Origin of the sequence: Pseudomonas sp. PAGU 2196 (assembly GCF_022179005.1) — a bacterium.
Taxonomy (GTDB): Bacteria; Pseudomonadota; Gammaproteobacteria; order Pseudomonadales; family Pseudomonadaceae; genus Aquipseudomonas; species Aquipseudomonas kermanshahensis.
On the sequence record NZ_BNTL01000005.1, the window covers coordinates 83,608 to 102,886 of the forward strand.

Genomic DNA, 19,279 nt, shown 5'->3' on the forward strand with positions numbered 1-19,279 from the left:
TAGACATCGGAGAAACACCCATGACCTACGACGAAGCCCTGAAACATTTCGGCACCGGCCGCGCGATCGGAGACGCCCTTGGCGTTACCGGCAGCCGCGTCTCTCAGTGCCGTGCGACAGGCGGGTTCTCCTACCCAATGCAGTGCGTTTTGGAGAAGGAGTCGAGCGGGGCGCTGATCGCGAAACGCGAAGACGACCCATCCGGCCCGCTCAAGAAATCTGCCGCTTAACCAACTTCATAGCCGCAAGGAGCCACAACAGCATGTACCAAGACCCCAGCCAGAAGCGCGCCATCCCGGTGAAGGTTCGTTTTGAACCAGTGCTCGACCGGATCCTCCGGAAGGCTGCGAGCAAGACCCGCATGCAGCACGCCACCTATCTGTACGAAATCATCGAGTGGGCCGTAGCCAACGGCGTTATCGAAGAGCTGATGCAGGACAAGCAGCAAGAAGATATCGCGGGCTGAAGGCCCTTTGGAGGCCTAAATGACCGTGCAGCTTGATCAGCTGCCGCCAGATGTGCGGCAGCGAATAGAGGGGCTGATGAGGGCCAACAACTGGGACTTCAACACAGCTATGAACCAGGTGTTCGAAGCGGCTGTTGCCAGTGGCGCTCTTTCAGTGGTTGGCCGCCGTAAGGCCAAGGTTCTGCAGTTGGTGACCCCAATAAGGGCCTCACCGAGGGACTCTTCAGGGTAGGGCAGAGGCCCTCTCTGAATTGCAGGCACAAAAAAGCCGGGATTGCGGCCCGGCTCTCTGCTTCACATAAAACTCTTGAGGTGAATTATGCATCTGCAGGAATCCAGTATACAAGCCCAATCGAATCTCGCGCCACAAAACGCGAAGCACGATTTCGTGGCGCGCACGATGAGCAGTTTCGATCTGCTGGTGCTGGTCAACGAAGCCAGGATGCAGCATGGAGAAAGCGAAGTTCGGCGTGCCGACTTCACTGCCCGCTGCAAGGATGAGCTCGACGGCGAATACTACGAAACTTTCGTTTTAAAGAATTCCCGCGGCCCGGCCTCGGAAGGACTGATGCTGACCAAGGATCAGTGCCTTCTGGTGTCTATGCGCGAATCCAAGGCTGTGCGCCGGAATGTCGTGCAAAAGCTCAACGAGCTATCCCAGCCCCGCGAGCTCACTCGCCTGGAACTGATCCAGCTGGCCTATGAGGCAGAGCAGGCGCGCGTGCTGTTGACCGTCGAAGTCCAGGCCCAGGCCACAAAGATCGAGCACCTTGAAAACCTGTTCAAGGAAGGCATGACCGCCACCCAGTTCTGCAAGGGCCTCAATGGGGTCAACGTCATGCAGATCGGGCATTACCTGGAAGGCCGCAACTGGCTCTTCAACGAGAGCAAGTCCGGTACCCGCTGGCGCGTCGGCTCGTACGCCCGCGACAAGTACATGACCGAGCATCAGCACGAGGTCACCCCACACGGCAAAGACCCGTTCATCTCGTTCACGCCTGTGCTTCTGCGCAAGGGCGCTGTGCGCCTGTACGAGTTGTACCTGGCCGGCCAGCTGCCCATGAAGAAGAACTGGGACGGCCTGCACACCCACGACAAGGCAGTGCGGGGTGCAGCATGAGCATTCACGACATGCCGGAGGGCATGAAATCCGAGTTCCTGACCGCGTTCCGCGCAGAGTTCGGCTTCGGCGAGATGACGGCCACGGCCAATGACGATGCTGCCGCCATGCTCAAGGCCGCTGCGTGGGCCTGGCAGGCGGCGCGTGAGTCGGAGAAGGCCGCCGGCATCAGCCCAGAAGTCACGGCTGTGATGCGTCGCCTCGACGAAGAGGAGCGGGACCAGACATTTCTGGCTGAAACCTTCGTGCGAGAAACGGGGCGAGCCTCGATATCTGCGCTGCAGCGCAAATTCAAGATCGGGTACGGCCCAGCTTGCCGGCTTATGGAACGTTTGGTAGCTGAGGGCGTTGTCAGCCCCATCGACTCGGAAGGTCGTCGCCAGGTCCTGCCGAAGGTGACGCCATGAGCAAACCCGTGAACGTGGAGAAGGCCACGCCAACCCTGTTTTACGCCAAGCAGGCGCCGTACAGCTCGGTCAGCAACGACGTGGTGGCCATGATCGCTAACCCCGACGCCCTGGCCATCTGGATCTATCTGCAGACCCGTTCCAGCGACTGGAAGGTGATCGGCTCGTACCTGCAAGACCGGTTCTCGATTGGCCGTGATCGCTACTCGAAGGCCATGGCCTACCTGAAGGAAATCGGCCTGGTCAGCCATGAGGTTGTGCGCGAGGAGGGCACCGGCAAAGTGCTTGGCCGCCGCGTGATCGTCCACTACGAACCGAACCTACAGGTTTCCGAATATTCGGTTAACCGAAGTGTGGGTTCTCCGAATGGTGGGGAAACCGACAACTACTCAATAAAGGATTCTTCTACTCAATCAAGGAGTAAACCCGATGTCGCTGACGCTCCTGAGCTGGTCGACTTTGAGCGCTTCTGGAAGATCTACCCGCGCAAGGTGAGCAAGGCCGACGCCAAGAAGGCTTGGACGAAGATCAAGGTAACCGCCGACCTGTTCGACCTGATGGCCAAGGCCTTGGCTGCTTGGACCGTGTCGACCGACTGGACCAAGGACCACGGCCAGTACATCCCGCACGCATCCACCTGGCTGAACGGCAAGCGCTGGGAAGACGAGCTGCCTCAACCAGCAGGTGCGGGCCAGTCCGCCCCCCGTCGCCAGACCAACGAACCCGACTTCAACGACTCATCCTGGGCCGAAGGGCTGATGGTGCGCACATGAAATCAGCAAACCAACTGATGGCGGTCATGCAGAACCGTCCGCCGGAGCTTCACGGTGGGCCGGTGGTGGTTTCCCTGGAGACTGCCGAGGTGGTCAACGGCCTGTTCCGTCGCCTGCGCGGCATCTTCCCGGCCTGGCGCCAAGCCTGGCCATCCACCGAGGCCCTGGCCGCAGCCAAGGAGGAGTGGATCAAGGAATTCGCCGCCGAGGGCATCCGCACTGTCGAGCAGATCGAGTTCGGCATCGAGAAGTGCCGCAAGCTCAAGAAGCCCTTCGCGCCGAGCGTGGGCGAGTTCATCGCCATGTGCCAGCCGACGCCTGAGGATTTCGGCATGCCGGCTCCGGCTGCTGCCTGGGTCGAGGCGCTGATGGGCTTCTACAGCCACGAGGGAGTGAAGATCGCCGCCGTGGCCACCGGCCTGTTCGACCTGCGATCCGCCCAGCAGAGCGACAAGGGCTTGCAGGCGCGCTTCGACCGTGCCTACGAAATCGTTCTGCGCCGCGCCAAGGAAGGCCAGCCACTGGACGGCAAGATTGCCACGGGCATCGGCCACGACAGCCAGAAGAGCCAACTGGACCTGGCCGATGAGTACGCCAACCAGCGCCAGGCCCGCCTGCTGGACCTGCAGCAGATCCCATCGAGCGCCGCAGCGTGCCGTGCACACCTGCTGGCCAAGTTGAACATCAAGCGCGCCGGGCAGCCGGCCGGGGAGGGGGTGTGATGGATCCTCGATATCAGGAAATGAAGCGTAAGTGGGACGAGCTCGTGAAGGAAGAGACCGCCACCTGGCCCAGTGAAAAACCAAGGATCATCGTCGAGTACTCCGTATTCGGCATGGGCTGGCTGGAGGAAAACGGCATCTACGGCGTTCGCGGCAAGGTGAGCATTGAACAGCTCCAGAGCATAGAGACCCAGCTGAAGACCGATGAGGAAATTGGCGAGGCTCATCATTGCGCCAATGGCGAAGGCGACTACCTGATGGTCGTGGACTATGACCGAGGCGAAACCGACGACTACGGGCGAGTCATCTACTCACCGTACTGGGATATCAGTGTGATCGGCTTCCGCACTTTTGACGAGGTGCTGGCCCGGCGCGTGACGAGCGAGGAGCGCAAGTGATGGACGACCGCGAATTGCTCGAACTGGCGGCGAAGGCTGCTGGCATGGCTCCGCCCTATGACGAGCACGGCATCTTCAGCGCCTGGGTTGGCGATCCAGTGCACGGCCATTGGTGGAATCCGCTCGAAGACGACAGCGATGCCCTCCGCCTGGTCGTGATTCTGAGGCTTCAGGTCGTCATGCACGCCGATTGGGTGGAGGTTCTTCAGGACGGCATCCGCATGGCCAATGCCACCAGCGAATACTTCGCTGGGTGCATGTTCGAAACGGCGCGCGCTGCAATCGTCCGCGCTGCTGCCGAAATTCAACGCCGGCAGGACGAGGAGCGCACCTGCGATCAGTGCAGAGGAGAAGGCCGGGTTGGCGGGATGGACCCTGCCGAGGGGGGTAAGAACTGCGGTGCCTGCGATGGCACTGGCATGTACCAGGAGAAGCACTGATGGACACCAACAAGATGCGCGAGCAGTTCGAGGCGGCATTCGTCGAGGAAATGTGTCGCCGCGGCGGCGAAGGGTTCCGTCCCACCGTCCTGTACTCGCTCAGCCAGAAGAAGCCAGACGGCGACTTTCAGCACATCACCGAGTCCCTTGCATGGTGGGCCTGGCAGGCCTCCCGAGAGGCCGTGGCGGTGGATCTGCCTTCGGCCTGCGCATACGAAGGCCTGACCGAGCACTTGGGTTCAGTGATCGAACTGTCCTACGAGGCTCCGGAGCATGACCCTATTGGCCTTTCTCGGCTCTCTGACGTCCGTGCGGCCATCGAGGCCCATGGCCTGAAGGTGGCGCCATGAAGATCGCAATTGGAATCGTTGGGGCCTTGGTTTTGGCTGGGTGGCGTTTCCCGTCACCGCTTGATGCCAGAGATCGCTACCTGCGCCCAGCGCACACTTTCAGCAGTTGGGGGATGCAGCCATGACCATCAACAAAGCAAAGCTGAAGGCGCTCGCCGAGGCCGCAACCCAAGGTGAGCGAGCCGCCGAGATGTGCATGCGCGGCATACCCCATGTCATCACAGACCAATGGGACATCGCCGAGGTATGCGCTACAGAGGGCGATAACGTGATGGCTGATGCCGAGTTCATCGCCGCCACCGGCCCGGCCACTGTCCTGGCCTTGCTCGCGGAGATTAGCCGAATCGAAATCGACGCGGCATATGTCATGGCTGGCTCTCGTACCAGGGCGGAAGTCATCGACCAGCTCAAGGCCGAGAACGAGAAGATGCGCAGCTTCCTAGCGGATGTCAGCAGAACCTCGGGCGACAAGTGGGCCGTCATGGCTGCGCGCAACCTGCTGAAGGAGTTCGGCCATGACTGAAGCTATCGCGAAACCTCGCCACTTCTGGTCCTCGGGCCCGAGCCGGGTCCGTGACGTATGCAGGCTGGCGTACCTGTTCGCCACTGAGCTTGCCGTGGCTGGGGCCATCGAGATCATAGTCCGACCGGTTAAGTCCCGTCGCACCCTGGAGCAGAACGCGAAGCTCTGGGCCATGTTGGCCGACATCGCGCGCCAGGTTGAATGGCCGGTGAATGGTGTTATGCAAAAGCTCGACAGCGAGGACTGGAAGGCGCTCATGACCGCAGCGGCACGCCAGGAGGTTCGCATGGCCTCCGGCATCAACGGCGGCGTTGTGATGCTTGGCGTCAGCACCCGGCGTATGTCCGTGGCTGAGCTGGGCGACGTCATCGAGTGCATGTACGTGTTCGGCGCCGAGCGTGGTGTGCGTTGGAGCGAGCCCAAAGGGAAGATGCCTGAGCAGTGGGAGGCAGCCGCATGATGCAGGGCAAAGGGATCAAGCCGAAGAAGTGCAAGGCGCCCGGTTGCGGCCGGCATTTCAAACCGACCATGACCACGCAAAAGGTGTGCAGCATCGCCTGTGCCAAGGCCATGGCCAAAGACCCCAAGCTGCAGAAGATCGCGGCCAAGGCCATCACCAAACAGGCCCGCGAGGACCTGCAGGAGCGCCGGGAGAAGCTGAAGACCCGCCGTGAGCATATGGCCGAGACCCAGACCGCGTTCAATGCCTACATCCGCGAGCGCGACGCCGGGCTGCCGTGCATCAGCTGCGACTCGCTGCCGAGCGACCACGACCTCATCACTGGCAGTCGCTGGGACGCCGGACATTACCGGTCTGTGGGCGCCTGCCCGGAGCTGCGGTTCGAGCCGCTGAACGTCCACCGCCAGTGCGTGAAGTGCAACCGCAACCTGTCGGGCAACGCGGTCGAGTACCGGATCCGTCTGGTGAAGCGCATCGGCGCCGATCAGGTGGATTGGCTCGAAGGGCCTCATAAGCCCCAGCGCCTGACCATCGAAGACCTGCAGGCCATCAAGGCCCTGTACAGGCAGAAGCTCAAAGACCTGAGGAGGGCAGCGGCATGACACCAGCATGGGGATTTCTGATTTTGGCCACCCTCATGGTGGTGGGTGGTGTGGCGTTGTCCTGGGCGGGAGCAGTGCGCCGCAAGCGCAGCTACGAAGAATTCATTTTGAGAAAGGCCAAGCGGGCAGGGGGTGAGCAATGATCTATCGAGACGTAATTTCCGCAGTGATTCGCGCGCTGGCGTCGGAGACGATCAACAGCGCAGGCGGCTGTGACTACACCCCAAAGGTGCAGGCCAGCAAGCTGAAGGGCGAGATTGTTGGCAAGGATGCGGCATTCCTGACTGACTGCTGGGTGTTCGGGCGGCTGCATTCCTGCTTGGATCAAAAGCATTGGCTGGCCCTGAATGCGCGCTACTCGACGCACATGGCTTCCAAGGTTGGGGCCATAGGTCGAATTGTTGCTCACGTGACCTCGCCGGCGCCCAGGCTGTTTCTGACCAAAGCAGTGACCGCGTGGGCCTATCCGCAGCTCGGTGGCGCTGAGCGCCCGGCTGCCGAAAGGGTGACACTCGATGTTGACGACGATGCCCCCGCCTGGCGAAAGGCCGCTGTTGCTAAAGCCCAGCAGGCCATCAACGCAAAGCTGAAGCAGCGCCAGGAAGCGCCGTGCGAAGGCGTCATCATCCTGCCCGCGCACAACTACGACATGAACACCTGGGATCTCGATGGGAACCCAGAGCGCACCCGCCGAGACTGGCGCCGCAAAATCTTCAAGGGGCTGGACAAGTTGGTGGATCAAGCGCTGGTGGAGGCTGGCGAGATCCTGGGCAACGAGGGGGTTTTGTTCGATGACCAAGACGCCGCATAGATCGCTTGACATGACATGCCGCTTCGCCGAATATTCACCCATCCTGTCATTCCTGCGCTAGTTGAGGAGTGACCACAAAAGCCCGGCCATTGAGCCGGGTTTTTTATTGGCCCTAAGAGGGCCTCAAGAGTCCCGGCCACGAGCCGGGATTTTTGTTTCAGCAAGAAACGCAACTGCAGCCAGGGCAGGCCCTCACGGGACAGCCTGGACACTGCTAGCCGGTAGTGTGGTGATACGGAAAAACACCGGCAGCCCGCGCATCCATTCCCTCACTGTGCTGATGGATGGCGCGAGACTTGACCGGCGAGACTGGTGCATCAGGGTGCCAGCGCTGGAATGGTCTTCGGCGGACAGGTGGGGAAAGACCCACGCATATTCAGGCCGGCTCGACAGACACCACCAGGCGTTTGCCGAGCGCGGCCAGGGCGCTTTCCAGGGCCTCAAGCTTCGTGCCGTGCATGAAGTCAACCAGTCGGTCACCCTGGCTCTGACTTACGCCGAGCAGGCGACACAAATCGGCCTTGCGCATGCCTTTCTCAACCATCGAGTTCCACAACTCGATTTTTGCCACGGTGAGTGCGGACAGCGCTACTACTGGTTGACCTTCTTCAGGTGCTGGCGCTCTAGGGATCGCTCGACGTTGATCCACGTAAATCGAAAGCGCGAAAGGCATCAGGGTGCCGGCCTCTACCAAGGCTTCGTCCAGGTCATCCCCGGCGGCGTTGAACTCCGGGATGGTGTCGCAGGTAAGCGCGACACCTGGAGTGTCTTCGGTGTGAACTGTTACCGGGTAGTCAAACATTTCTAGCCCTCCCTCGGGCGGCTCTCTGAGTGATGTTCGTCAGGCGAGGCGATGAATCGGTTTAAACGGTGGTAGGGGCTCATTTGAGCCCCAGTTGCTTGATGATTCCTTTCCGGGTTCCTTCTTTCATTTCTTTTGCACCGTGATCCGGAAAGATCGTTTGTTTGCCTTCGAAGTAGATTTTGAAATGGCTCGTTCCGTTTAACGATTCGAACCTCACTCCTCTGGCTTTCAGCCACCGTTTGAACTCGTTGTAACTCATCACCTCGCCTCGCTGTTGTGTGGGCTCAGTATACAGCAAATTTGCTTTGTGTATAGCAAATTTGGGATATTAATTTCGTGCCGCCCGGAGTCGAGTGCATGGATAGTTTTCATCGCCTGCTCGACAGGCTTGATCTCCTGATTGCGGGCCTGTTCGGCGTGATCGTCGCCAGCTGGTGGCACAAAGACGACCTGACCGACTGGCGCGCATGGATGATTTTCCTGATCACCGGTGTGGCATGCGCGCTGTACCTGACGGGAATGGTCAGTTCATACCTGGGCGTCACCGAGCCGAATACCGTCGCTGGTGTTGGCTTTCTGCTCGGCACCTTCGGTGGCTCCCTACTTGCCGCCATCAACCGGGCAATCAAAGCCGCTGACCTTTGGGCGCTCATCCGCCAGAGGTTCGGGGGAGGCAACCAGCCATGAACCTTGAAACCATCAACACCATCGCCTGCGGCCTGATCGCCTTCTGGGCAACCTGGTGCGTGCTGAGCGGAAGGGTGCGCGACGGAGTGATCGGCAAGCTGATCTATTCGGCGATCGCCATCAGCGGGTTTGTCGTTATGGCCCGCAACCAGAGCCTGTTCTTCGGCCAGACCACAGCGGTACTCACCATGCATGCCACGTTGGCCCTGGCCGGGGTGCGACACATCTTCATGGTCATCTGGTGGCCGCGTGTGCAGGTATGGCTCTGCCAGGCCCTGCGCTGCGAGCACTGCCTGAAGGATTGCCAGTACGGTCCGGGCGGTATAGAGCGGCGCAAGCGGTAGGCCGCACCACAAATTCGATAGGCGCCGTTTCGTGGCGCGAAAACCCGAGAATTCATCATGGACAACCAGCACAAGAAGATCACCGGCTACCGCGACCTCACCCAGAGCGAGATCGACGGCATGAACTCGATCAAGGCCCTGGAGGCCGATGCCGGGGAGCTGTTCAAGCAGATCGGCCAGATCGAAGGCGTGGATCAGCGCACCTTGGCCTTGGCCAAGACCAACCTGCAGCAGGGCTTCATGTGGTTCGTGCGCTCGATTGCCAAGCCAGTCGATTCTTTCAGTTGATGACTGCTTTCCTCGCTATCTCTACGGTTTGCCGTTGAGCAAGGGCAAGAAGGTCTTGGCCGACCTAGATGGCGCAATCGTGCACGCACAACGAGACGACTCGCATACGGGACAAGTGATTGTTTTTTTGGTGGTTTGGGCTTTGAGTGTTTAGTTATTGTCTCTTGCCGATGTATTATTGCCACCACAGAAATCATAGGAGTGAGCGAGCCTGGCAGAACATGACCTGCACTGCGGCACCTGTAGTAACGGTGATCGGGAACAACGCCCCAGTAGCCATTACCCAGACCAATGTCAGTAAATGCGACAACCAGGCCGGGGATTCGATTTCCCCTAACGAAACCAAACAAACATCACCTACCGAAATCCCAGGAGGGACGAAGATGAAAAAAAGCACCCTAGGAATCAAATCGTTAGCTCAAAAAGCTCGAAATGTGACTGCAGGCTTTGTGATGCTGGGCTCGTTACTGGATGTGGCTGGGGTACATTCCGCTCAATCCTATGGTTTTTGATTCAGCACCTCTCCTGCCTGGCTAACTCGCATCTAGGCCCTTCAGAAATATTGGGTATGCCCATGAAGCGGCCATACCCTCCTTCAAAACTGCTGGAAACCTCATCTGTCCGGCTTTGGCGTCCGCCTGACATCAGCTCCTGATGTATGGGATTGGCTGCAAGCCGAGATCCTCACCAAAACCGGTAACGCTCCACCATTTCAAGTATCAGGATTTACCAATGACCACAAAGCAACCCGACTGGGAGGCGATCGAACGAGCCTACCGGGCCGGCGTGCTTTCCGTGCGAGAGATCGCAGCCGCTCACGAGGTCTCCCATACCGCCATCAACAAACGCGCCAAGCGTGATGGCTGGGACCGTGACCTGAAGGCGAAGATCAAGGCCAAGGCCGATGCACTGGTTTCCAGGCGAGAGGTTTCCACAGAGGTTTCCAGCAAACAGGCGGAAACCGAAAGGGAGATTATCGAGCTCAATGCCGAGGTCATCGCCAACATCCGGATGGCGCACCGGGGTGACATATCCCGCAGTCGCCGACTGACGAACAAGCTGCTCGACGAGTTGGAAGGGCTGACGGACAACCGCGACCTGTTCGAAGAGCTCGGCGAGCTGATGCGAAACCCTGACGACAATGGCCAGGACAAGCGCAACGACCTGTACAACAAGATCATCGATCTGCCTGGCCGCACCAAGACGATGAAGGAGTTGGCCGAGACGCTGAAGACGCTGGTTGCGCTGGAGCGCCAGGCCTATGACCTTGATGTCAAGCAAGGCGGTAGCGAGGAAGACACCCTCTCCAAGCTGATGGATGAATTATCGAAGGACGCCTGACCATGAAGCCCGAGCACCTGAAACTGCTCCGGGACCGGTTCTGGCGGCTGAACAACCTGTACTTCATCACGGACAAGCAGGGCAAGAAGGTCCGCTTCCGCATGACGCAGGAGCAGGTCGATTACTTCCAGGGGATGCACACTCGGAACATCATCCTCAAGGCCCGACAGTTGGGCTTCACCACGCTGGTGTGCATCGTCCAACTGGATGCCGCGCTGTTCGAGGCTGCCAAGTGCGCCCTGATTGCACACACCCTGAACGACGCCAAACGCCTGTTCCGCGAGAAGATCAAATATGCGTATGACCACCTTCCCAAGGAAATACGCGCTGCTAACCCTGCTCGCAACGATGCTGCTGGTGAGCTTGTGTTCAGCAAAGGCGGATCGCTCTACGTGTCCACATCCTTTCGGGGCGGGACTCTACGGTATCTGCATGTATCCGAGTTCGGGAAGATCTGCGCCAAGTTTCCGCACAAAGCCCGAGAGATCGTCACCGGCGCCTTTGAGGCTGTCGCCGCAGAGTGTTTCGTTACGATCGAGTCGACGGCGGAGGGGCGGGCAGGGTACTTCTTCGATTACTCGCAGAGCGCAGAGAAACAGCAGCTGGCCGGCGTGCCGCTGGGCCTGCTGGACTGGAAGTTCTTCTTCTTCAGCTGGTGGCGGAATCCGCTCTACTGGCTGGACCCGACCGACGTCACGATCCCGGATCGCCTGACCAAGTATTTCGACGAGTTGAGCGCCAAGCACGGCATCGTCACCAACCCAGGCCAGCGCGCCTGGTACAGCGCAAAGGAAAAGACCCTCGGCGACGACATGAAGCGGGAGTACCCGTCGATCCCTGCCGAGGCATTCCAGCAGACGATCGAAGGCGCTTACTACGCCAAGCAGTTCACCAAGCTCTACGCCGCCCAGCGCATCGGCAAACTGCCAGACAACAGCCACCTTCCGGTGCATACCTTCTGGGACATCGGTGTGGGCGACTCCACGGCCATCTGGTTCGTCCGGATCGTCGGCGAGGAATACCACGTTGTCGACTTCTACCAAAACAGCGGTGAAGGCCTGCGGCACTACATGAAGGTGTTGAAGGATCGCGGCTACGAGTACGGCCAGCACTGGGGCCCCCACGACATCGACAACCGAGAATTTGGTAGCGACGGCAAGACTCGCCGAGAACTCGCGCGAGAGGGCTACGAGATCGACGGCCAGGTGTATCGGATGACCTTCCAGGTGGTGCCGAAGCTTGGAGTGGATGAGGGCATTGAGCAGGCGCGGGAAATCCTCCCGAACTGCGCTTTCGACGAATCAAAGTGCGAGGAGGGCATCACTGCCCTTGAAAGCTACCGCAAGGAATGGGACGACAAGCGCGGGTGCTGGAAGGACAAGCCCCTGCACGACTGGTCTTCCCACCCGGCCGACGCCTTCCGCTACTTCGCCGTGGCCAAGACCAAGCGCTCCGTGGTCAAGCACGTTCCAATCTCGTTCACTTTCTGAGGCCATCCATGCCTAACTTCCTCCCCCGGGCAGAGTACTCGGAGGCCTTGCCCGGCTGGCAGCTGGTCAAGCGCTGCGTGGCGGGCGCCCGTGAGGTGCGCAAGCACGATATCTACCTGCCGATGCCTGACCCGGAGAACAAGTCTCCAGAGAACCAGGCGCGGTACAAGCAGTACAAGAAGCGGGCGATGTTCCTGAACATCACCGGGCGCACGCGCACCGGCCTGCTGGGCGCTGTGTTCCGCAAGACTGCGGAGCTGGAGTTGCCCGTCGGGGTCGAGTACCTCAAGGAGAACGCCAGCGGCGACGGTACGAGCCTGGAGCAGCTGTCCAAGGACGCCGTGGGCGAATGCCTGGACGCCGGTCGCGGCGGGTTCCTCGTGGACTTCCCTGCAGTTGAGGGCGTGTCCTCGATGGCTGACATGCAGGGCCGCAGCGCGCTGATTCACCACTACGGCGCCGAGTCGATCATCGACTGGGACGAGCAGGTGGTCGATGGCGTGAAGCGCCTGGTCTATGTCTGCCTGCTGGAGTGCGTGTCCGAGTTCAGTCCGGACAGCCTGGAGCGCACAACGAGCACCCAATACCGCGTGCTGTTACTGGCTGATGGGCGCTATATCCAGCGGGTGTACAGCGAAGACAAGAGCACCTACACCGAGGTCGCGCCCCTCGACAAGAATGGCCGCCCGTTCGATCACATCCTGTTCAGCTTTTACGGCGCCCAGAACAACGACGCAAGCGTCGACAAGTCGCCGCTGGAAGACCTGGCCGACGTAAACATCCTGCACTATGGCAACAGCGCGACGGTGGAGGAGAGCGGCTTCATCAGCAGCCAGCCCACGCTCTTCATCACCACGGACATCACCGCCGACGACTTCGCCAAGCTGAACCCGAACGGCATGCATATCGGCTCGACCCGCGGTTACAACCTCGGCAAGAGCGGCACCGCCACCCTGATCCAAGCAACTGAGAGCCAACTGGCCCGCACGCTGCTGAAGGACAAGGAAGAGCAGATGCTCATGATCGGCGCCCGCATCGTGCAGAAAGCGGGCGGCGCAGAGACGGCTGAGGCGGTGCGCATCCGCTATAGCTCGGACAACAGCGTGCTGGGCACCATCGCCGGCAACGTGTCTGAGGCCCTGAAGCGGGCCATCCTCGACGCCGAGCGCTTCATGATGGGCGAGCCGGACGATGAAGGCACGGTCTTCTGGCTCAACCAATCGTTCTTCGACGAGACAATGACCGCCCAGGACATCCTGGCCCAGGTCCAGCTCTGGCAGCAGGGCCTAATTGCCAAGTCCGACGTCCGCACGAACCTACGACAGGGCGGTGTGCTCGAGGCAGACCGCAGCGACGAGAAGATCGACGAAGAGATCGCCCAGCAGCTGCCGGTGACCGGCAACGACACCGGAGATGGCGGCGATGAGCAGTGACGGCTACCTGTCCGACGCAGCGACTCGCCACCAGGTGCACGTGCAGCGCTACGCCGGGGGAAGCCTCAAGCGGCTGGCCAAGTTCATCACCAAGGCCATTGGCACCGCCAAATCGCGCGTATCAGAAGGATTGAGCCGGTACGGCACCCAGCGGTACGAGAAGCAGATCCAAGAGCTACAGGGTGAGCTGGCGGGCGTGTACGGCGAGATGAAGCAGCAGGCCGTGCTGGACCTCGCCGAATTCGGCGGCTATGAGGCTGAGTTCAACATGACGCTGCTGGGCAAGGTCGTGAAGACGGTCGTCCAGCTGAACAGGCCAAGCATTGAGCAGGTCGCCGCCGCAGCTCTGGCCGATCCGCTCGACCTTGAGGTCGGTAAGGGTCGCCAGCGCATCAGCATCAACGGCGCGCTCGACCAGTACGGCACCAAGAAGAGCGCTGAGATTATCAGCGAGATTCGCATGGGGTCGGCGCTGGGCGAGACGTCTGGTCAGATCAGTCGACGGCTGACGTCACTTGGCGTTCAGCAGCGCGATCAGGCTCAGGCCTTGGTCAATACCATGACCAACCACATCGCCACCACGGCGCGCGTCGAAGTCCTCAAGGACAACGACGACATCCTCAAGGGGATGCGCCGGATCGCAACCCTGGACAGCCGGACCACGCTGTTCTGCATGAGCATCGACCAGACGATCATCCCGCTGGATGGGCCGAAGCCGCCGTACCACTGGCGGTGCCGGACCACGCTCATCCCGGTGCTGAAAGACGAGTTCGCCCGGGAGATCCCAGGCTCAACCCGGCCCTCAGTCGGGCCTGATGGCGTCGAGCAGGTGAGCAGCAAGACCAGCTACGGCGAGTGGCTGGCCAGGCAGCCGGCGGCGTTCCAGTCCGACGTGCTCGGCCCCGAGCGCTACAAGCTGTTCAGCAAGGGCGAGCTGTCAATTGACAGGTTCGTGGACGACGACGGCAAGACTCTAACCCTCAAGCAGCTGCGCGAGCGTGAGCCGATGGCTTTCGAGCGGGCGGGATTATAAAGCGCGAGGCTAGTAGCCCCGCGCTTTTGTTGCTGGGTTATGCAAGAGCCGGATCAGCAGCGCTGCCTTTCTTTGGCTTCACTTTCTTCTCGGCAATCGCCTCTTTAAGCACTGCAGGAAGCTCGGTGCGGCCATCCATCATTGCCTCGACGAAATTTATGCAGGCCTTGGCCTGCATATTTGCGAGGTTGTAATCGCCGTGGGTCCGCCCGAAATCACCGGTCAGGGTGTCTTCAAGTCGGTTGGCGTGGTTGCGTTGCAGCTCGATGAAGGCATCTAGCTCCTTCAGTGCTGCCCCTTTTTTGCGCTTATCAGAGCGCCATTGTTTATCACCAATCATGTTGATGCACTCGGTTTGGCCAGCCATAGGGATCTATGGCTGCAGCCGAGCATAACCATACACCACGCACAGCGTGGGTCGCTCGTATAGCAGGCAGGGCCTGCCCAACGTCTCTGGGAGACAGCAATGACCTTGAAATTCCAACTGGACAGCCTTGAAGGCGTCGAAGAATCGGTAGCAGCCCTGTACGTCGAGAAGGATGGCAGGTTCGTCCTTGGTATTGATGGGCTTCCGCAGCAGGAGGACGTCACCGGCCTGAAGGCCAAGGTGGAAGAACTGCTCGGCGAGAAGAAGGCAGCCGAGAAGGCGCGCCGAGAGGCCGAAGACAAGGCCCGTGCCGAAGCTGAAGAAGCCGCTCGCAAGTCCGGCAACGTCGAGGAGCTCGAGAAGTCCTGGTCCGAGAAGTACGCCCGCCGCGAGGCAGAACTGACCGGCCAGCTCGAAAGCACCAACAGCACCCTGCAAGGCCAGATCCGGGATCTGACCGTGGGCCGCACCGCTACCGAGATCGCGACCACCCTGGCTGTCCCTGGCAGCGCCAAGGCATTGCTTCCCCACATCGAACGCCGGCTGAGCGTCGAGCAGCGCGACGGTAAACCCACCGTCGTCGTGCTGGACGCGGCCGGCAAGCTCTCGGCGGCAACGCTGGACGAGCTGAAAGCAGAATTCACCAACGATCCGGCCTTCGGCCCGCTGATCGCTGGCAGCAAGGCATCTGGCGGCGGGGCCGGCGGACACCAAAAGGGCGGCGGGGCCGCGCAGAAACGCTCCGAAATGACCTCTGTCCAGAAGCGCGAATACATCGAAGCGCATGGGCAGGAGGCATACCTCAAATTGCCAAAATAGGAAGTAACAGATGGCCACTACCCTCAACTCGGACATGATCATCTACAACGATCTTGCCCAAACCGCCTACCTGGAGCGTCTGCAGGACGTACTCGAGGTATTCAATGCATCGTCCGGCGGCGCGCTTATCCTGCGCAACGAACTGATCGAGGGCGACCTCCGTAAGCGTTCGTTCTACAAGATTGGTGGCAGCCTGGGTCACCGCAACGTTAACTCCGATGCAGCTGTAGCTGGCATCAAGATCGGCGCTGACGAAGCGGTCGGCGTCAAGACCCCGTGGAAATACGGCCCGTACGAAACCACGGAAGAAGCGTTCAAACGTCGCGCGCGAAGCCCGGAAGAGTTCTCCATGCTGGTTGGCCAGGACATGGCCGATGCGGCCTTGGACTACTACATCCAGACTGCCTTTGCGTCCTTGGGTGCTGCCATTGGTGCAAACGCCAACATGGTTGCCAGTGGCTCCTTCGCGGTCGATCACAAGAAGGTGCTGACTAAGGGCATGCGCAAGTTCGGTGATCGCTTCAACCGTATCGCGCTCTTCGCCATGGACTCCGCAACCTACTTCGACCTGGTTGACGACGCCATCGACCAGAAGATTTACGAAGAGGCGGGCGTGGTCATCTACGGCGGTTCGCCTGGCACCATGGGCAAACCGGTCCTCGTATCCGACAAGGTCACCGAAGAGCGCATCTTCGGCCTGCAGGTGGGCGCTGTTTCGGTAACTGAGTCCCAAGCCCCGGGTGTGCGCTCGTATCCGGTAAACACCCAGGAAAACTTGGCGATCGGCTATCGCGCGGAAGGCGCTTTCAACGTCGACATCATGGGTTACTCCTGGAAGGACACCGCAGGCGTAAACCCGAACCTCGCAGCGCTCGGCGCCGGCGCGAACTGGCGTAAGCATGCGACCAGCGACAAGGCTACTGCCGGCGTTCTGATCGACCTGTCCGCGCCTTAATCGGCCACAGCAAAGGCGGGTCCAGCGGGCCTGCCTTGGAGATAATCCATGGAACTGATTTACACCACCCAGCGTGACGGCTTCGAGCAAGGCCGGACCTATCGCAACCCACGACATTTTGATCAGGCCGAACCTGGCGTTGAATCGGTTGTGGTGATCGGCGATTGGCCCAAGGTGGTCGATGCTTACGAAGCCGCTGGCGCTGATGTGTCAGTGGTTGAGGTACCTACACGTGTGGCTCTTGTCGAAGGTCCCGATCATGCAGCGCTCGATCGCTTGGTCACCGAGCTTGCATCCATCGGTGTGATCGTCGACTCCTTCGCCGCGCAGCGCCTGGAGCGCCCTGAAGGCGAGCTTGGCGAAACTGCCGGCCACCTATTTCAGGTGTTGGAAGCGGTCAACGCCGGTATCGCGAGCCTTCAGCGCGAGCGCGACGGTGAAGTCGAGAAGGCCAGAGTGCTGCAGAAGCAAGTGGACGATCTGCTGGCCCAAACAGCCAAGCGGGAGCTCGAGACCGACGAAATCCGCGAGGCCAATGAGGTCGCCGAGCTCAAGGCCACGTTGGACGCTGCGAACGTCACTTACCGCGCCAACGCCTCGAGAGAGTCGCTGCAGAAGCAGGTCGCTGAACTCGGCCAGCAGTAATCCCGGGGCTCCGGCCCCACTCATTCAAGCGGAGGCCTGATGGCTACCTACATCACCGTGGCCGACGTGGACACCATCCTCGGGCCTGACTGGGCAGCTGCGGGGCTGAAGGAAGAGGCGGTCTTCGAGGCGAACGCCTACCTAACCGCGCTCAACCTAGCCGGCATCGACATGGGCAACATCCCTGACGATGTGAAGCAGGCGGGCGCCAGGCTGGCCAAATGCGCCTCTCAAGGCAAGCTGTACCAGCAGCAGACCGAGGGTTCGCTCGAATCGAAAACGGTCAAGGCTGACTCGGTATCGACAAGCAAGACATTTGGCTCGATCGATAAGGCAGGCTCTCTCGCCCAGCCAGCCGCCGTACAGCTTGCGCTGGCCATTCTGGCACCCTGGCGCAGTAACCCATTTGCCTTTGCGGTGAAAAGGGGATAGCCATGGGCTTGCGTGAAGATATTCAGTCCGACTTGGCCGAGTCATTCGATGATCCCGACGGATTGGCTGATGCTGTAAGGCCAGTCGCCGGCGTTCGCACGGTGAAAGGGATCTACGACCCAGGTTTAGGAGGTGCTGCCCCAGCCAAGACCATCCAATACTCTGGCCGCGGGGTGTTTGGCAGTTACCTGGCCAAGGAGATCGACGGATCACGCATCCAGACTGAGGATGTGAAGCTGCTGGTACTGCAGAACGAGCTGTTTGAGCAGCAGGCCGGGGTGGTTGGGGAAACCCCGGCGGTTCCCAAGATTGGCGATCAAGTCAGTGGTTACCGGGCGCTCAACGTATCTGAGGACCCGGCTAGGGCTACCTGGACCATCCAATTGAGGAAGTGACATGCCGCGCGGCTCGCATATGGTTCAACGATACGGAGGGCTTGAAGGTGGTTTTGCTGACAGCATTCGAGCATTTACGGAGCAAGCTCAGCAGGCGTTGGACTCCACCTTCAGGACAATTGTGATTGAGATCGGCAGCAGCGTCATCCTCATGTCGCCGGTGGGCAACCCGGAACTATGGGCGGCCAACGTGGCCCACCGGGCCAAGGCCAACAAGGCTGCCGACCACTACGACTTCAAGGTCTCGGTGCGCAATACGCTGATCAACCTAAACCAGGACAACTTCACCAAGGCCGGCAGGTTGCGCAAGGGCGTGAAATACGCCAAGCCCCTCACCAAGACCGAGCGCGAGCAAAACTTTGCTGTGAACGGACTGGTGGCGGGCCAAGGCTATGTGGGCGGACGGTTCCGGGGCAACTGGCAGTTCTCCATCGATTCTCCGGCGGCAGAAGAGCTCGACCGCATCGACCCGTCGGGCAGTCAAGCTATTGCCGAGCTCATGGGCCAGGTGCAGGCGCTGACCATCGGCCAGACCGCGTTCATCGTGAACAACTTGCCGTATGCCATCCCGCTGGAATACGGGCATTCGTCGCAGGCTCCGGCCGGCATGGTCCGGGTCACGCTCGCAAACTTCCAGCGCATCGTCGACGAAGCCATCAGGAAAAACCGCGTATGAGCCAAGCAAAGGCCCGCCAAGCTATCGAAATCAAGCTGATGGCTTGGGCCGCTGCGCGCCCGATCCGTGTTGCGAACTTCGAACAGGAGTTCGTGGCTCAGCAGGGTGAAACATACCTGCACGCGTTTCAGCTACCTGGTGCGACCACCTGCCGCTACCTAGGCGGTGAGGCCTACGAATACACCGGTGTCTACCAGGTGAGCATTGTTTGCCCGGCCGGCCAGGCGCTGACGAATGCCGAGACACTAGTCGAAGAGCTCAGCGGACTGTTCCGGGTCGACTCACTGCTTAGCTGCAACGGCTTCGAGGGTTTGGTCACCGAACCTGTTGACCAGGGCCCAACCATCACCGAGTCGGCCACCTATACGGTACCGGCCAGCTTCACCTACCGCGGTGTCGCGGACCTGTAACACCAGAGCACCTTTCAGGCTACAGCTAGGGGGCACCCGAAAGCGCCTTCCCTGGGGCGTTGCTGTGGCCGATCTATTTCCAGGGCT

At 60.4% G+C, this 19,279-nt stretch carries 32 protein-coding genes; 29 read left to right on the forward strand and 3 right to left on the reverse strand.

What is annotated here, in order from left to right:
* The first annotated feature begins 20 nt into the window (after positions 1-20).
* The 14 genes from MFF34_RS05705 to MFF34_RS05770 all read left to right on the forward strand — a co-directional run bounded on the left by MFF34_RS05705 (position 21) and on the right by MFF34_RS05770 (position 7,072).
* Positions 21-230: a Cro/CI family transcriptional regulator gene (locus MFF34_RS05705; protein WP_238211011.1), complete on the forward strand. Its 210-nt coding sequence runs from the start codon at positions 21-23 to the stop codon at positions 228-230.
* Positions 231-262: 32 nt separating this feature from the next.
* Positions 263-466, forward strand: coding sequence for a hypothetical protein (locus MFF34_RS05710; protein WP_020193011.1), 204 nt, complete (start codon positions 263-265; stop codon positions 464-466).
* Between the two features lie 319 nt (positions 467-785).
* Complete coding sequence (locus tag MFF34_RS05715; RefSeq protein WP_238211013.1) at positions 786-1,586, forward strand: transporter; 801 nt, start codon at positions 786-788, stop codon at positions 1,584-1,586.
* Positions 1,583-1,993, forward strand: coding sequence for a DNA translocase FtsK (locus MFF34_RS05720; protein WP_238211021.1), 411 nt, complete (start codon positions 1,583-1,585; stop codon positions 1,991-1,993). Before MFF34_RS05715 ends, MFF34_RS05720 begins: the two co-directional genes overlap by 4 nt.
* A complete protein-coding gene (locus MFF34_RS05725) occupies positions 1,990-2,766 on the forward strand; it encodes a hypothetical protein (RefSeq protein ID WP_238211023.1) in 777 nt (258 codons plus the stop codon). The genes MFF34_RS05720 and MFF34_RS05725 overlap by 4 nt, the downstream gene beginning before the upstream one ends.
* Positions 2,763-3,488: a replication protein P gene (locus MFF34_RS05730; RefSeq protein WP_238211025.1), complete on the forward strand. Its 726-nt coding sequence runs from the start codon at positions 2,763-2,765 to the stop codon at positions 3,486-3,488. The genes MFF34_RS05725 and MFF34_RS05730 overlap by 4 nt, the downstream gene beginning before the upstream one ends.
* Complete coding sequence (locus MFF34_RS05735; protein WP_238211032.1) at positions 3,488-3,886, forward strand: hypothetical protein; 399 nt, start codon at positions 3,488-3,490, stop codon at positions 3,884-3,886. The genes MFF34_RS05730 and MFF34_RS05735 overlap by 1 nt, the downstream gene beginning before the upstream one ends.
* The gene (locus tag MFF34_RS05740; protein ID WP_238211034.1) at positions 3,886-4,326 is read left to right on the forward strand and encodes a hypothetical protein; all 441 of its coding nucleotides are present in this window, start codon (positions 3,886-3,888) and stop codon (positions 4,324-4,326) included. The genes MFF34_RS05735 and MFF34_RS05740 overlap by 1 nt, the downstream gene beginning before the upstream one ends.
* Positions 4,326-4,676: a hypothetical protein gene (locus MFF34_RS05745; RefSeq protein WP_238211036.1), complete on the forward strand. Its 351-nt coding sequence runs from the start codon at positions 4,326-4,328 to the stop codon at positions 4,674-4,676. The genes MFF34_RS05740 and MFF34_RS05745 overlap by 1 nt, the downstream gene beginning before the upstream one ends.
* A gap of 121 nt (positions 4,677-4,797) precedes the next feature.
* Positions 4,798-5,199: an ead/Ea22-like family protein gene (locus MFF34_RS05750; protein WP_238211038.1), complete on the forward strand. Its 402-nt coding sequence runs from the start codon at positions 4,798-4,800 to the stop codon at positions 5,197-5,199.
* On the forward strand, positions 5,192-5,659 hold the full coding sequence (locus tag MFF34_RS05755; protein ID WP_238211039.1) for a recombination protein NinB: 468 nt from the start codon (positions 5,192-5,194) through the stop codon (positions 5,657-5,659). Before MFF34_RS05750 ends, MFF34_RS05755 begins: the two co-directional genes overlap by 8 nt.
* A complete protein-coding gene (locus MFF34_RS05760) occupies positions 5,659-6,261 on the forward strand; it encodes a recombination protein NinG (RefSeq protein ID WP_238211290.1) in 603 nt (200 codons plus the stop codon). The genes MFF34_RS05755 and MFF34_RS05760 overlap by 1 nt, the downstream gene beginning before the upstream one ends.
* Entirely contained in the window at positions 6,258-6,404 is a 147-nt protein-coding gene (locus MFF34_RS05765; protein WP_238211041.1) for a hypothetical protein, read from the forward strand. Before MFF34_RS05760 ends, MFF34_RS05765 begins: the two co-directional genes overlap by 4 nt.
* The gene (locus MFF34_RS05770; protein WP_238211043.1) at positions 6,401-7,072 is read left to right on the forward strand and encodes a hypothetical protein; all 672 of its coding nucleotides are present in this window, start codon (positions 6,401-6,403) and stop codon (positions 7,070-7,072) included. The genes MFF34_RS05765 and MFF34_RS05770 overlap by 4 nt, the downstream gene beginning before the upstream one ends.
* 376 nt (positions 7,073-7,448) lie before the next feature.
* Here MFF34_RS05770 and MFF34_RS05775 read toward each other — a convergent pair whose 3' ends face one another.
* Together MFF34_RS05775 and MFF34_RS05780 are read right to left on the reverse strand one after the other, a co-directional pair.
* A complete protein-coding gene (locus MFF34_RS05775; RefSeq protein ID WP_238211045.1) occupies positions 7,449-7,874 on the reverse strand; it encodes a type II toxin-antitoxin system HicB family antitoxin in 426 nt (141 codons plus the stop codon).
* A gap of 79 nt (positions 7,875-7,953) precedes the next feature.
* Positions 7,954-8,136: a type II toxin-antitoxin system HicA family toxin gene (locus MFF34_RS05780; protein ID WP_186663778.1), complete on the reverse strand. Its 183-nt coding sequence runs from the start codon at positions 8,134-8,136 to the stop codon at positions 7,954-7,956.
* Between the two features lie 98 nt (positions 8,137-8,234).
* Between MFF34_RS05780 and MFF34_RS05785 the strand changes: the two genes are divergently transcribed.
* The 8 genes from MFF34_RS05785 (at position 8,235) to MFF34_RS05820 (ending at position 14,493) form a co-directional block, all read left to right on the forward strand.
* Positions 8,235-8,564, forward strand: coding sequence for an MFS transporter (locus tag MFF34_RS05785; RefSeq protein WP_238211047.1), 330 nt, complete (start codon positions 8,235-8,237; stop codon positions 8,562-8,564).
* On the forward strand, positions 8,561-8,908 hold the full coding sequence (locus tag MFF34_RS05790; protein WP_238211049.1) for a hypothetical protein: 348 nt from the start codon (positions 8,561-8,563) through the stop codon (positions 8,906-8,908). Before MFF34_RS05785 ends, MFF34_RS05790 begins: the two co-directional genes overlap by 4 nt.
* 57 nt (positions 8,909-8,965) lie before the next feature.
* Positions 8,966-9,196, forward strand: coding sequence for a hypothetical protein (locus tag MFF34_RS05795; RefSeq protein ID WP_238211051.1), 231 nt, complete (start codon positions 8,966-8,968; stop codon positions 9,194-9,196).
* A gap of 221 nt (positions 9,197-9,417) precedes the next feature.
* Positions 9,418-9,708, forward strand: coding sequence for a hypothetical protein (locus MFF34_RS05800; protein ID WP_238211053.1), 291 nt, complete (start codon positions 9,418-9,420; stop codon positions 9,706-9,708).
* 220 nt (positions 9,709-9,928) lie between these two features.
* Positions 9,929-10,537 (forward strand): hypothetical protein, encoded by a 609-nt coding sequence (locus MFF34_RS05805; RefSeq protein ID WP_238211054.1) that lies wholly within the window; start codon positions 9,929-9,931, stop codon positions 10,535-10,537.
* Positions 10,538-10,539: 2 nt separating this feature from the next.
* The gene (locus MFF34_RS05810) at positions 10,540-12,027 is read left to right on the forward strand and encodes a terminase (RefSeq protein WP_238211062.1); all 1,488 of its coding nucleotides are present in this window, start codon (positions 10,540-10,542) and stop codon (positions 12,025-12,027) included.
* Positions 12,028-12,035: 8 nt separating this feature from the next.
* Complete coding sequence (locus MFF34_RS05815) at positions 12,036-13,460, forward strand: DUF4055 domain-containing protein (protein ID WP_238211064.1); 1,425 nt, start codon at positions 12,036-12,038, stop codon at positions 13,458-13,460.
* On the forward strand, positions 13,450-14,493 hold the full coding sequence (locus tag MFF34_RS05820) for a phage head morphogenesis protein (protein ID WP_238211066.1): 1,044 nt from the start codon (positions 13,450-13,452) through the stop codon (positions 14,491-14,493). The genes MFF34_RS05815 and MFF34_RS05820 overlap by 11 nt, the downstream gene beginning before the upstream one ends.
* Before the next feature lie 37 nt (positions 14,494-14,530).
* On the opposite strand, the gene MFF34_RS05825 is transcribed toward MFF34_RS05820, so the two are convergent.
* On the reverse strand, positions 14,531-14,833 hold the full coding sequence (locus tag MFF34_RS05825; RefSeq protein ID WP_238211068.1) for a hypothetical protein: 303 nt from the start codon (positions 14,831-14,833) through the stop codon (positions 14,531-14,533).
* A gap of 126 nt (positions 14,834-14,959) precedes the next feature.
* Here MFF34_RS05825 and MFF34_RS05830 point away from each other — a divergent pair, with 126 nt between their 5' ends.
* From MFF34_RS05830 to MFF34_RS05860, 7 genes are read left to right on the forward strand one after another with little or no spacing between them, the layout of a single operon-like run.
* Positions 14,960-15,679, forward strand: a complete 720-nt coding sequence (locus MFF34_RS05830; protein WP_238211070.1) for a hypothetical protein — start codon at positions 14,960-14,962, stop codon at positions 15,677-15,679.
* 10 nt (positions 15,680-15,689) lie between these two features.
* Positions 15,690-16,634 carry a major capsid protein gene (locus MFF34_RS05835; RefSeq protein ID WP_238211072.1) on the forward strand — a complete coding sequence of 315 codons (945 nt, stop codon included), beginning with the start codon at positions 15,690-15,692 and terminating at the stop codon, positions 16,632-16,634.
* 48 nt (positions 16,635-16,682) lie between these two features.
* The gene (locus MFF34_RS05840; RefSeq protein WP_238211079.1) at positions 16,683-17,279 is read left to right on the forward strand and encodes a hypothetical protein; all 597 of its coding nucleotides are present in this window, start codon (positions 16,683-16,685) and stop codon (positions 17,277-17,279) included.
* Positions 17,280-17,318: 39 nt separating this feature from the next.
* Positions 17,319-17,711: a protein singed gene (locus MFF34_RS05845; RefSeq protein ID WP_238211081.1), complete on the forward strand. Its 393-nt coding sequence runs from the start codon at positions 17,319-17,321 to the stop codon at positions 17,709-17,711.
* A gap of 2 nt (positions 17,712-17,713) precedes the next feature.
* Entirely contained in the window at positions 17,714-18,106 is a 393-nt protein-coding gene (locus tag MFF34_RS05850; RefSeq protein ID WP_238211082.1) for a hypothetical protein, read from the forward strand.
* A gap of 1 nt (position 18,107) precedes the next feature.
* Positions 18,108-18,782, forward strand: coding sequence for a hypothetical protein (locus MFF34_RS05855; RefSeq protein WP_238211084.1), 675 nt, complete (start codon positions 18,108-18,110; stop codon positions 18,780-18,782).
* Positions 18,779-19,192, forward strand: a complete 414-nt coding sequence (locus MFF34_RS05860) for a phage tail terminator-like protein (RefSeq protein ID WP_238211089.1) — start codon at positions 18,779-18,781, stop codon at positions 19,190-19,192. The genes MFF34_RS05855 and MFF34_RS05860 overlap by 4 nt, the downstream gene beginning before the upstream one ends.
* Positions 19,193-19,279: the final 87 nt, after the last annotated feature.

Excerpts from the sequence above, each read along its gene's own strand:
- MFF34_RS05740 (WP_238211034.1), top strand. The coding sequence starts at position 3,886 with ATGGACGACCGCGAATTGCTCGAACTGGCGGCGAAGGCTGCTGGCATG.
- MFF34_RS05760 (WP_238211290.1), top strand. The coding sequence starts at position 5,659 with ATGCAGGGCAAAGGGATCAAGCCGAAGAAGTGCAAGGCGCCCGGTTGC.
- MFF34_RS05795 (WP_238211051.1), top strand. The coding sequence starts at position 8,966 with ATGGACAACCAGCACAAGAAGATCACCGGCTACCGCGACCTCACCCAG.
- MFF34_RS05710 (WP_020193011.1), top strand. The coding sequence starts at position 263 with ATGTACCAAGACCCCAGCCAGAAGCGCGCCATCCCGGTGAAGGTTCGT.
- MFF34_RS05770 (WP_238211043.1), top strand. The coding sequence starts at position 6,401 with ATGATCTATCGAGACGTAATTTCCGCAGTGATTCGCGCGCTGGCGTCG.
- MFF34_RS05845 (WP_238211081.1), top strand. The coding sequence starts at position 17,319 with ATGGCTACCTACATCACCGTGGCCGACGTGGACACCATCCTCGGGCCT.
- MFF34_RS05830 (WP_238211070.1), top strand. The coding sequence starts at position 14,960 with ATGACCTTGAAATTCCAACTGGACAGCCTTGAAGGCGTCGAAGAATCG.
- MFF34_RS05725 (WP_238211023.1), top strand. The coding sequence starts at position 1,990 with ATGAGCAAACCCGTGAACGTGGAGAAGGCCACGCCAACCCTGTTTTAC.
- MFF34_RS05705 (WP_238211011.1), top strand. The coding sequence starts at position 21 with ATGACCTACGACGAAGCCCTGAAACATTTCGGCACCGGCCGCGCGATC.
- MFF34_RS05820 (WP_238211066.1), top strand. The coding sequence starts at position 13,450 with ATGAGCAGTGACGGCTACCTGTCCGACGCAGCGACTCGCCACCAGGTG.
- MFF34_RS05775 (WP_238211045.1), bottom strand. The coding sequence starts at position 7,874 with ATGTTTGACTACCCGGTAACAGTTCACACCGAAGACACTCCAGGTGTC.
- MFF34_RS05780 (WP_186663778.1), bottom strand. The coding sequence starts at position 8,136 with ATGAGTTACAACGAGTTCAAACGGTGGCTGAAAGCCAGAGGAGTGAGG.
- MFF34_RS05715 (WP_238211013.1), top strand. The coding sequence starts at position 786 with ATGCATCTGCAGGAATCCAGTATACAAGCCCAATCGAATCTCGCGCCA.
- MFF34_RS05855 (WP_238211084.1), top strand. The coding sequence starts at position 18,108 with ATGCCGCGCGGCTCGCATATGGTTCAACGATACGGAGGGCTTGAAGGT.
- MFF34_RS05720 (WP_238211021.1), top strand. The coding sequence starts at position 1,583 with ATGAGCATTCACGACATGCCGGAGGGCATGAAATCCGAGTTCCTGACC.
- MFF34_RS05745 (WP_238211036.1), top strand. The coding sequence starts at position 4,326 with ATGGACACCAACAAGATGCGCGAGCAGTTCGAGGCGGCATTCGTCGAG.
- MFF34_RS05735 (WP_238211032.1), top strand. The coding sequence starts at position 3,488 with ATGGATCCTCGATATCAGGAAATGAAGCGTAAGTGGGACGAGCTCGTG.
- MFF34_RS05790 (WP_238211049.1), top strand. The coding sequence starts at position 8,561 with ATGAACCTTGAAACCATCAACACCATCGCCTGCGGCCTGATCGCCTTC.
- MFF34_RS05850 (WP_238211082.1), top strand. The coding sequence starts at position 17,714 with ATGGGCTTGCGTGAAGATATTCAGTCCGACTTGGCCGAGTCATTCGAT.
- MFF34_RS05750 (WP_238211038.1), top strand. The coding sequence starts at position 4,798 with ATGACCATCAACAAAGCAAAGCTGAAGGCGCTCGCCGAGGCCGCAACC.
- MFF34_RS05810 (WP_238211062.1), top strand. The coding sequence starts at position 10,540 with ATGAAGCCCGAGCACCTGAAACTGCTCCGGGACCGGTTCTGGCGGCTG.
- MFF34_RS05825 (WP_238211068.1), bottom strand. The coding sequence starts at position 14,833 with ATGATTGGTGATAAACAATGGCGCTCTGATAAGCGCAAAAAAGGGGCA.
- MFF34_RS05860 (WP_238211089.1), top strand. The coding sequence starts at position 18,779 with ATGAGCCAAGCAAAGGCCCGCCAAGCTATCGAAATCAAGCTGATGGCT.
- MFF34_RS05835 (WP_238211072.1), top strand. The coding sequence starts at position 15,690 with ATGGCCACTACCCTCAACTCGGACATGATCATCTACAACGATCTTGCC.
- MFF34_RS05800 (WP_238211053.1), top strand. The coding sequence starts at position 9,418 with ATGACCTGCACTGCGGCACCTGTAGTAACGGTGATCGGGAACAACGCC.
- MFF34_RS05815 (WP_238211064.1), top strand. The coding sequence starts at position 12,036 with ATGCCTAACTTCCTCCCCCGGGCAGAGTACTCGGAGGCCTTGCCCGGC.
- MFF34_RS05840 (WP_238211079.1), top strand. The coding sequence starts at position 16,683 with ATGGAACTGATTTACACCACCCAGCGTGACGGCTTCGAGCAAGGCCGG.
- MFF34_RS05805 (WP_238211054.1), top strand. The coding sequence starts at position 9,929 with ATGACCACAAAGCAACCCGACTGGGAGGCGATCGAACGAGCCTACCGG.
- MFF34_RS05785 (WP_238211047.1), top strand. The coding sequence starts at position 8,235 with ATGGATAGTTTTCATCGCCTGCTCGACAGGCTTGATCTCCTGATTGCG.
- MFF34_RS05765 (WP_238211041.1), top strand. The coding sequence starts at position 6,258 with ATGACACCAGCATGGGGATTTCTGATTTTGGCCACCCTCATGGTGGTG.
- MFF34_RS05755 (WP_238211039.1), top strand. The coding sequence starts at position 5,192 with ATGACTGAAGCTATCGCGAAACCTCGCCACTTCTGGTCCTCGGGCCCG.
- MFF34_RS05730 (WP_238211025.1), top strand. The coding sequence starts at position 2,763 with ATGAAATCAGCAAACCAACTGATGGCGGTCATGCAGAACCGTCCGCCG.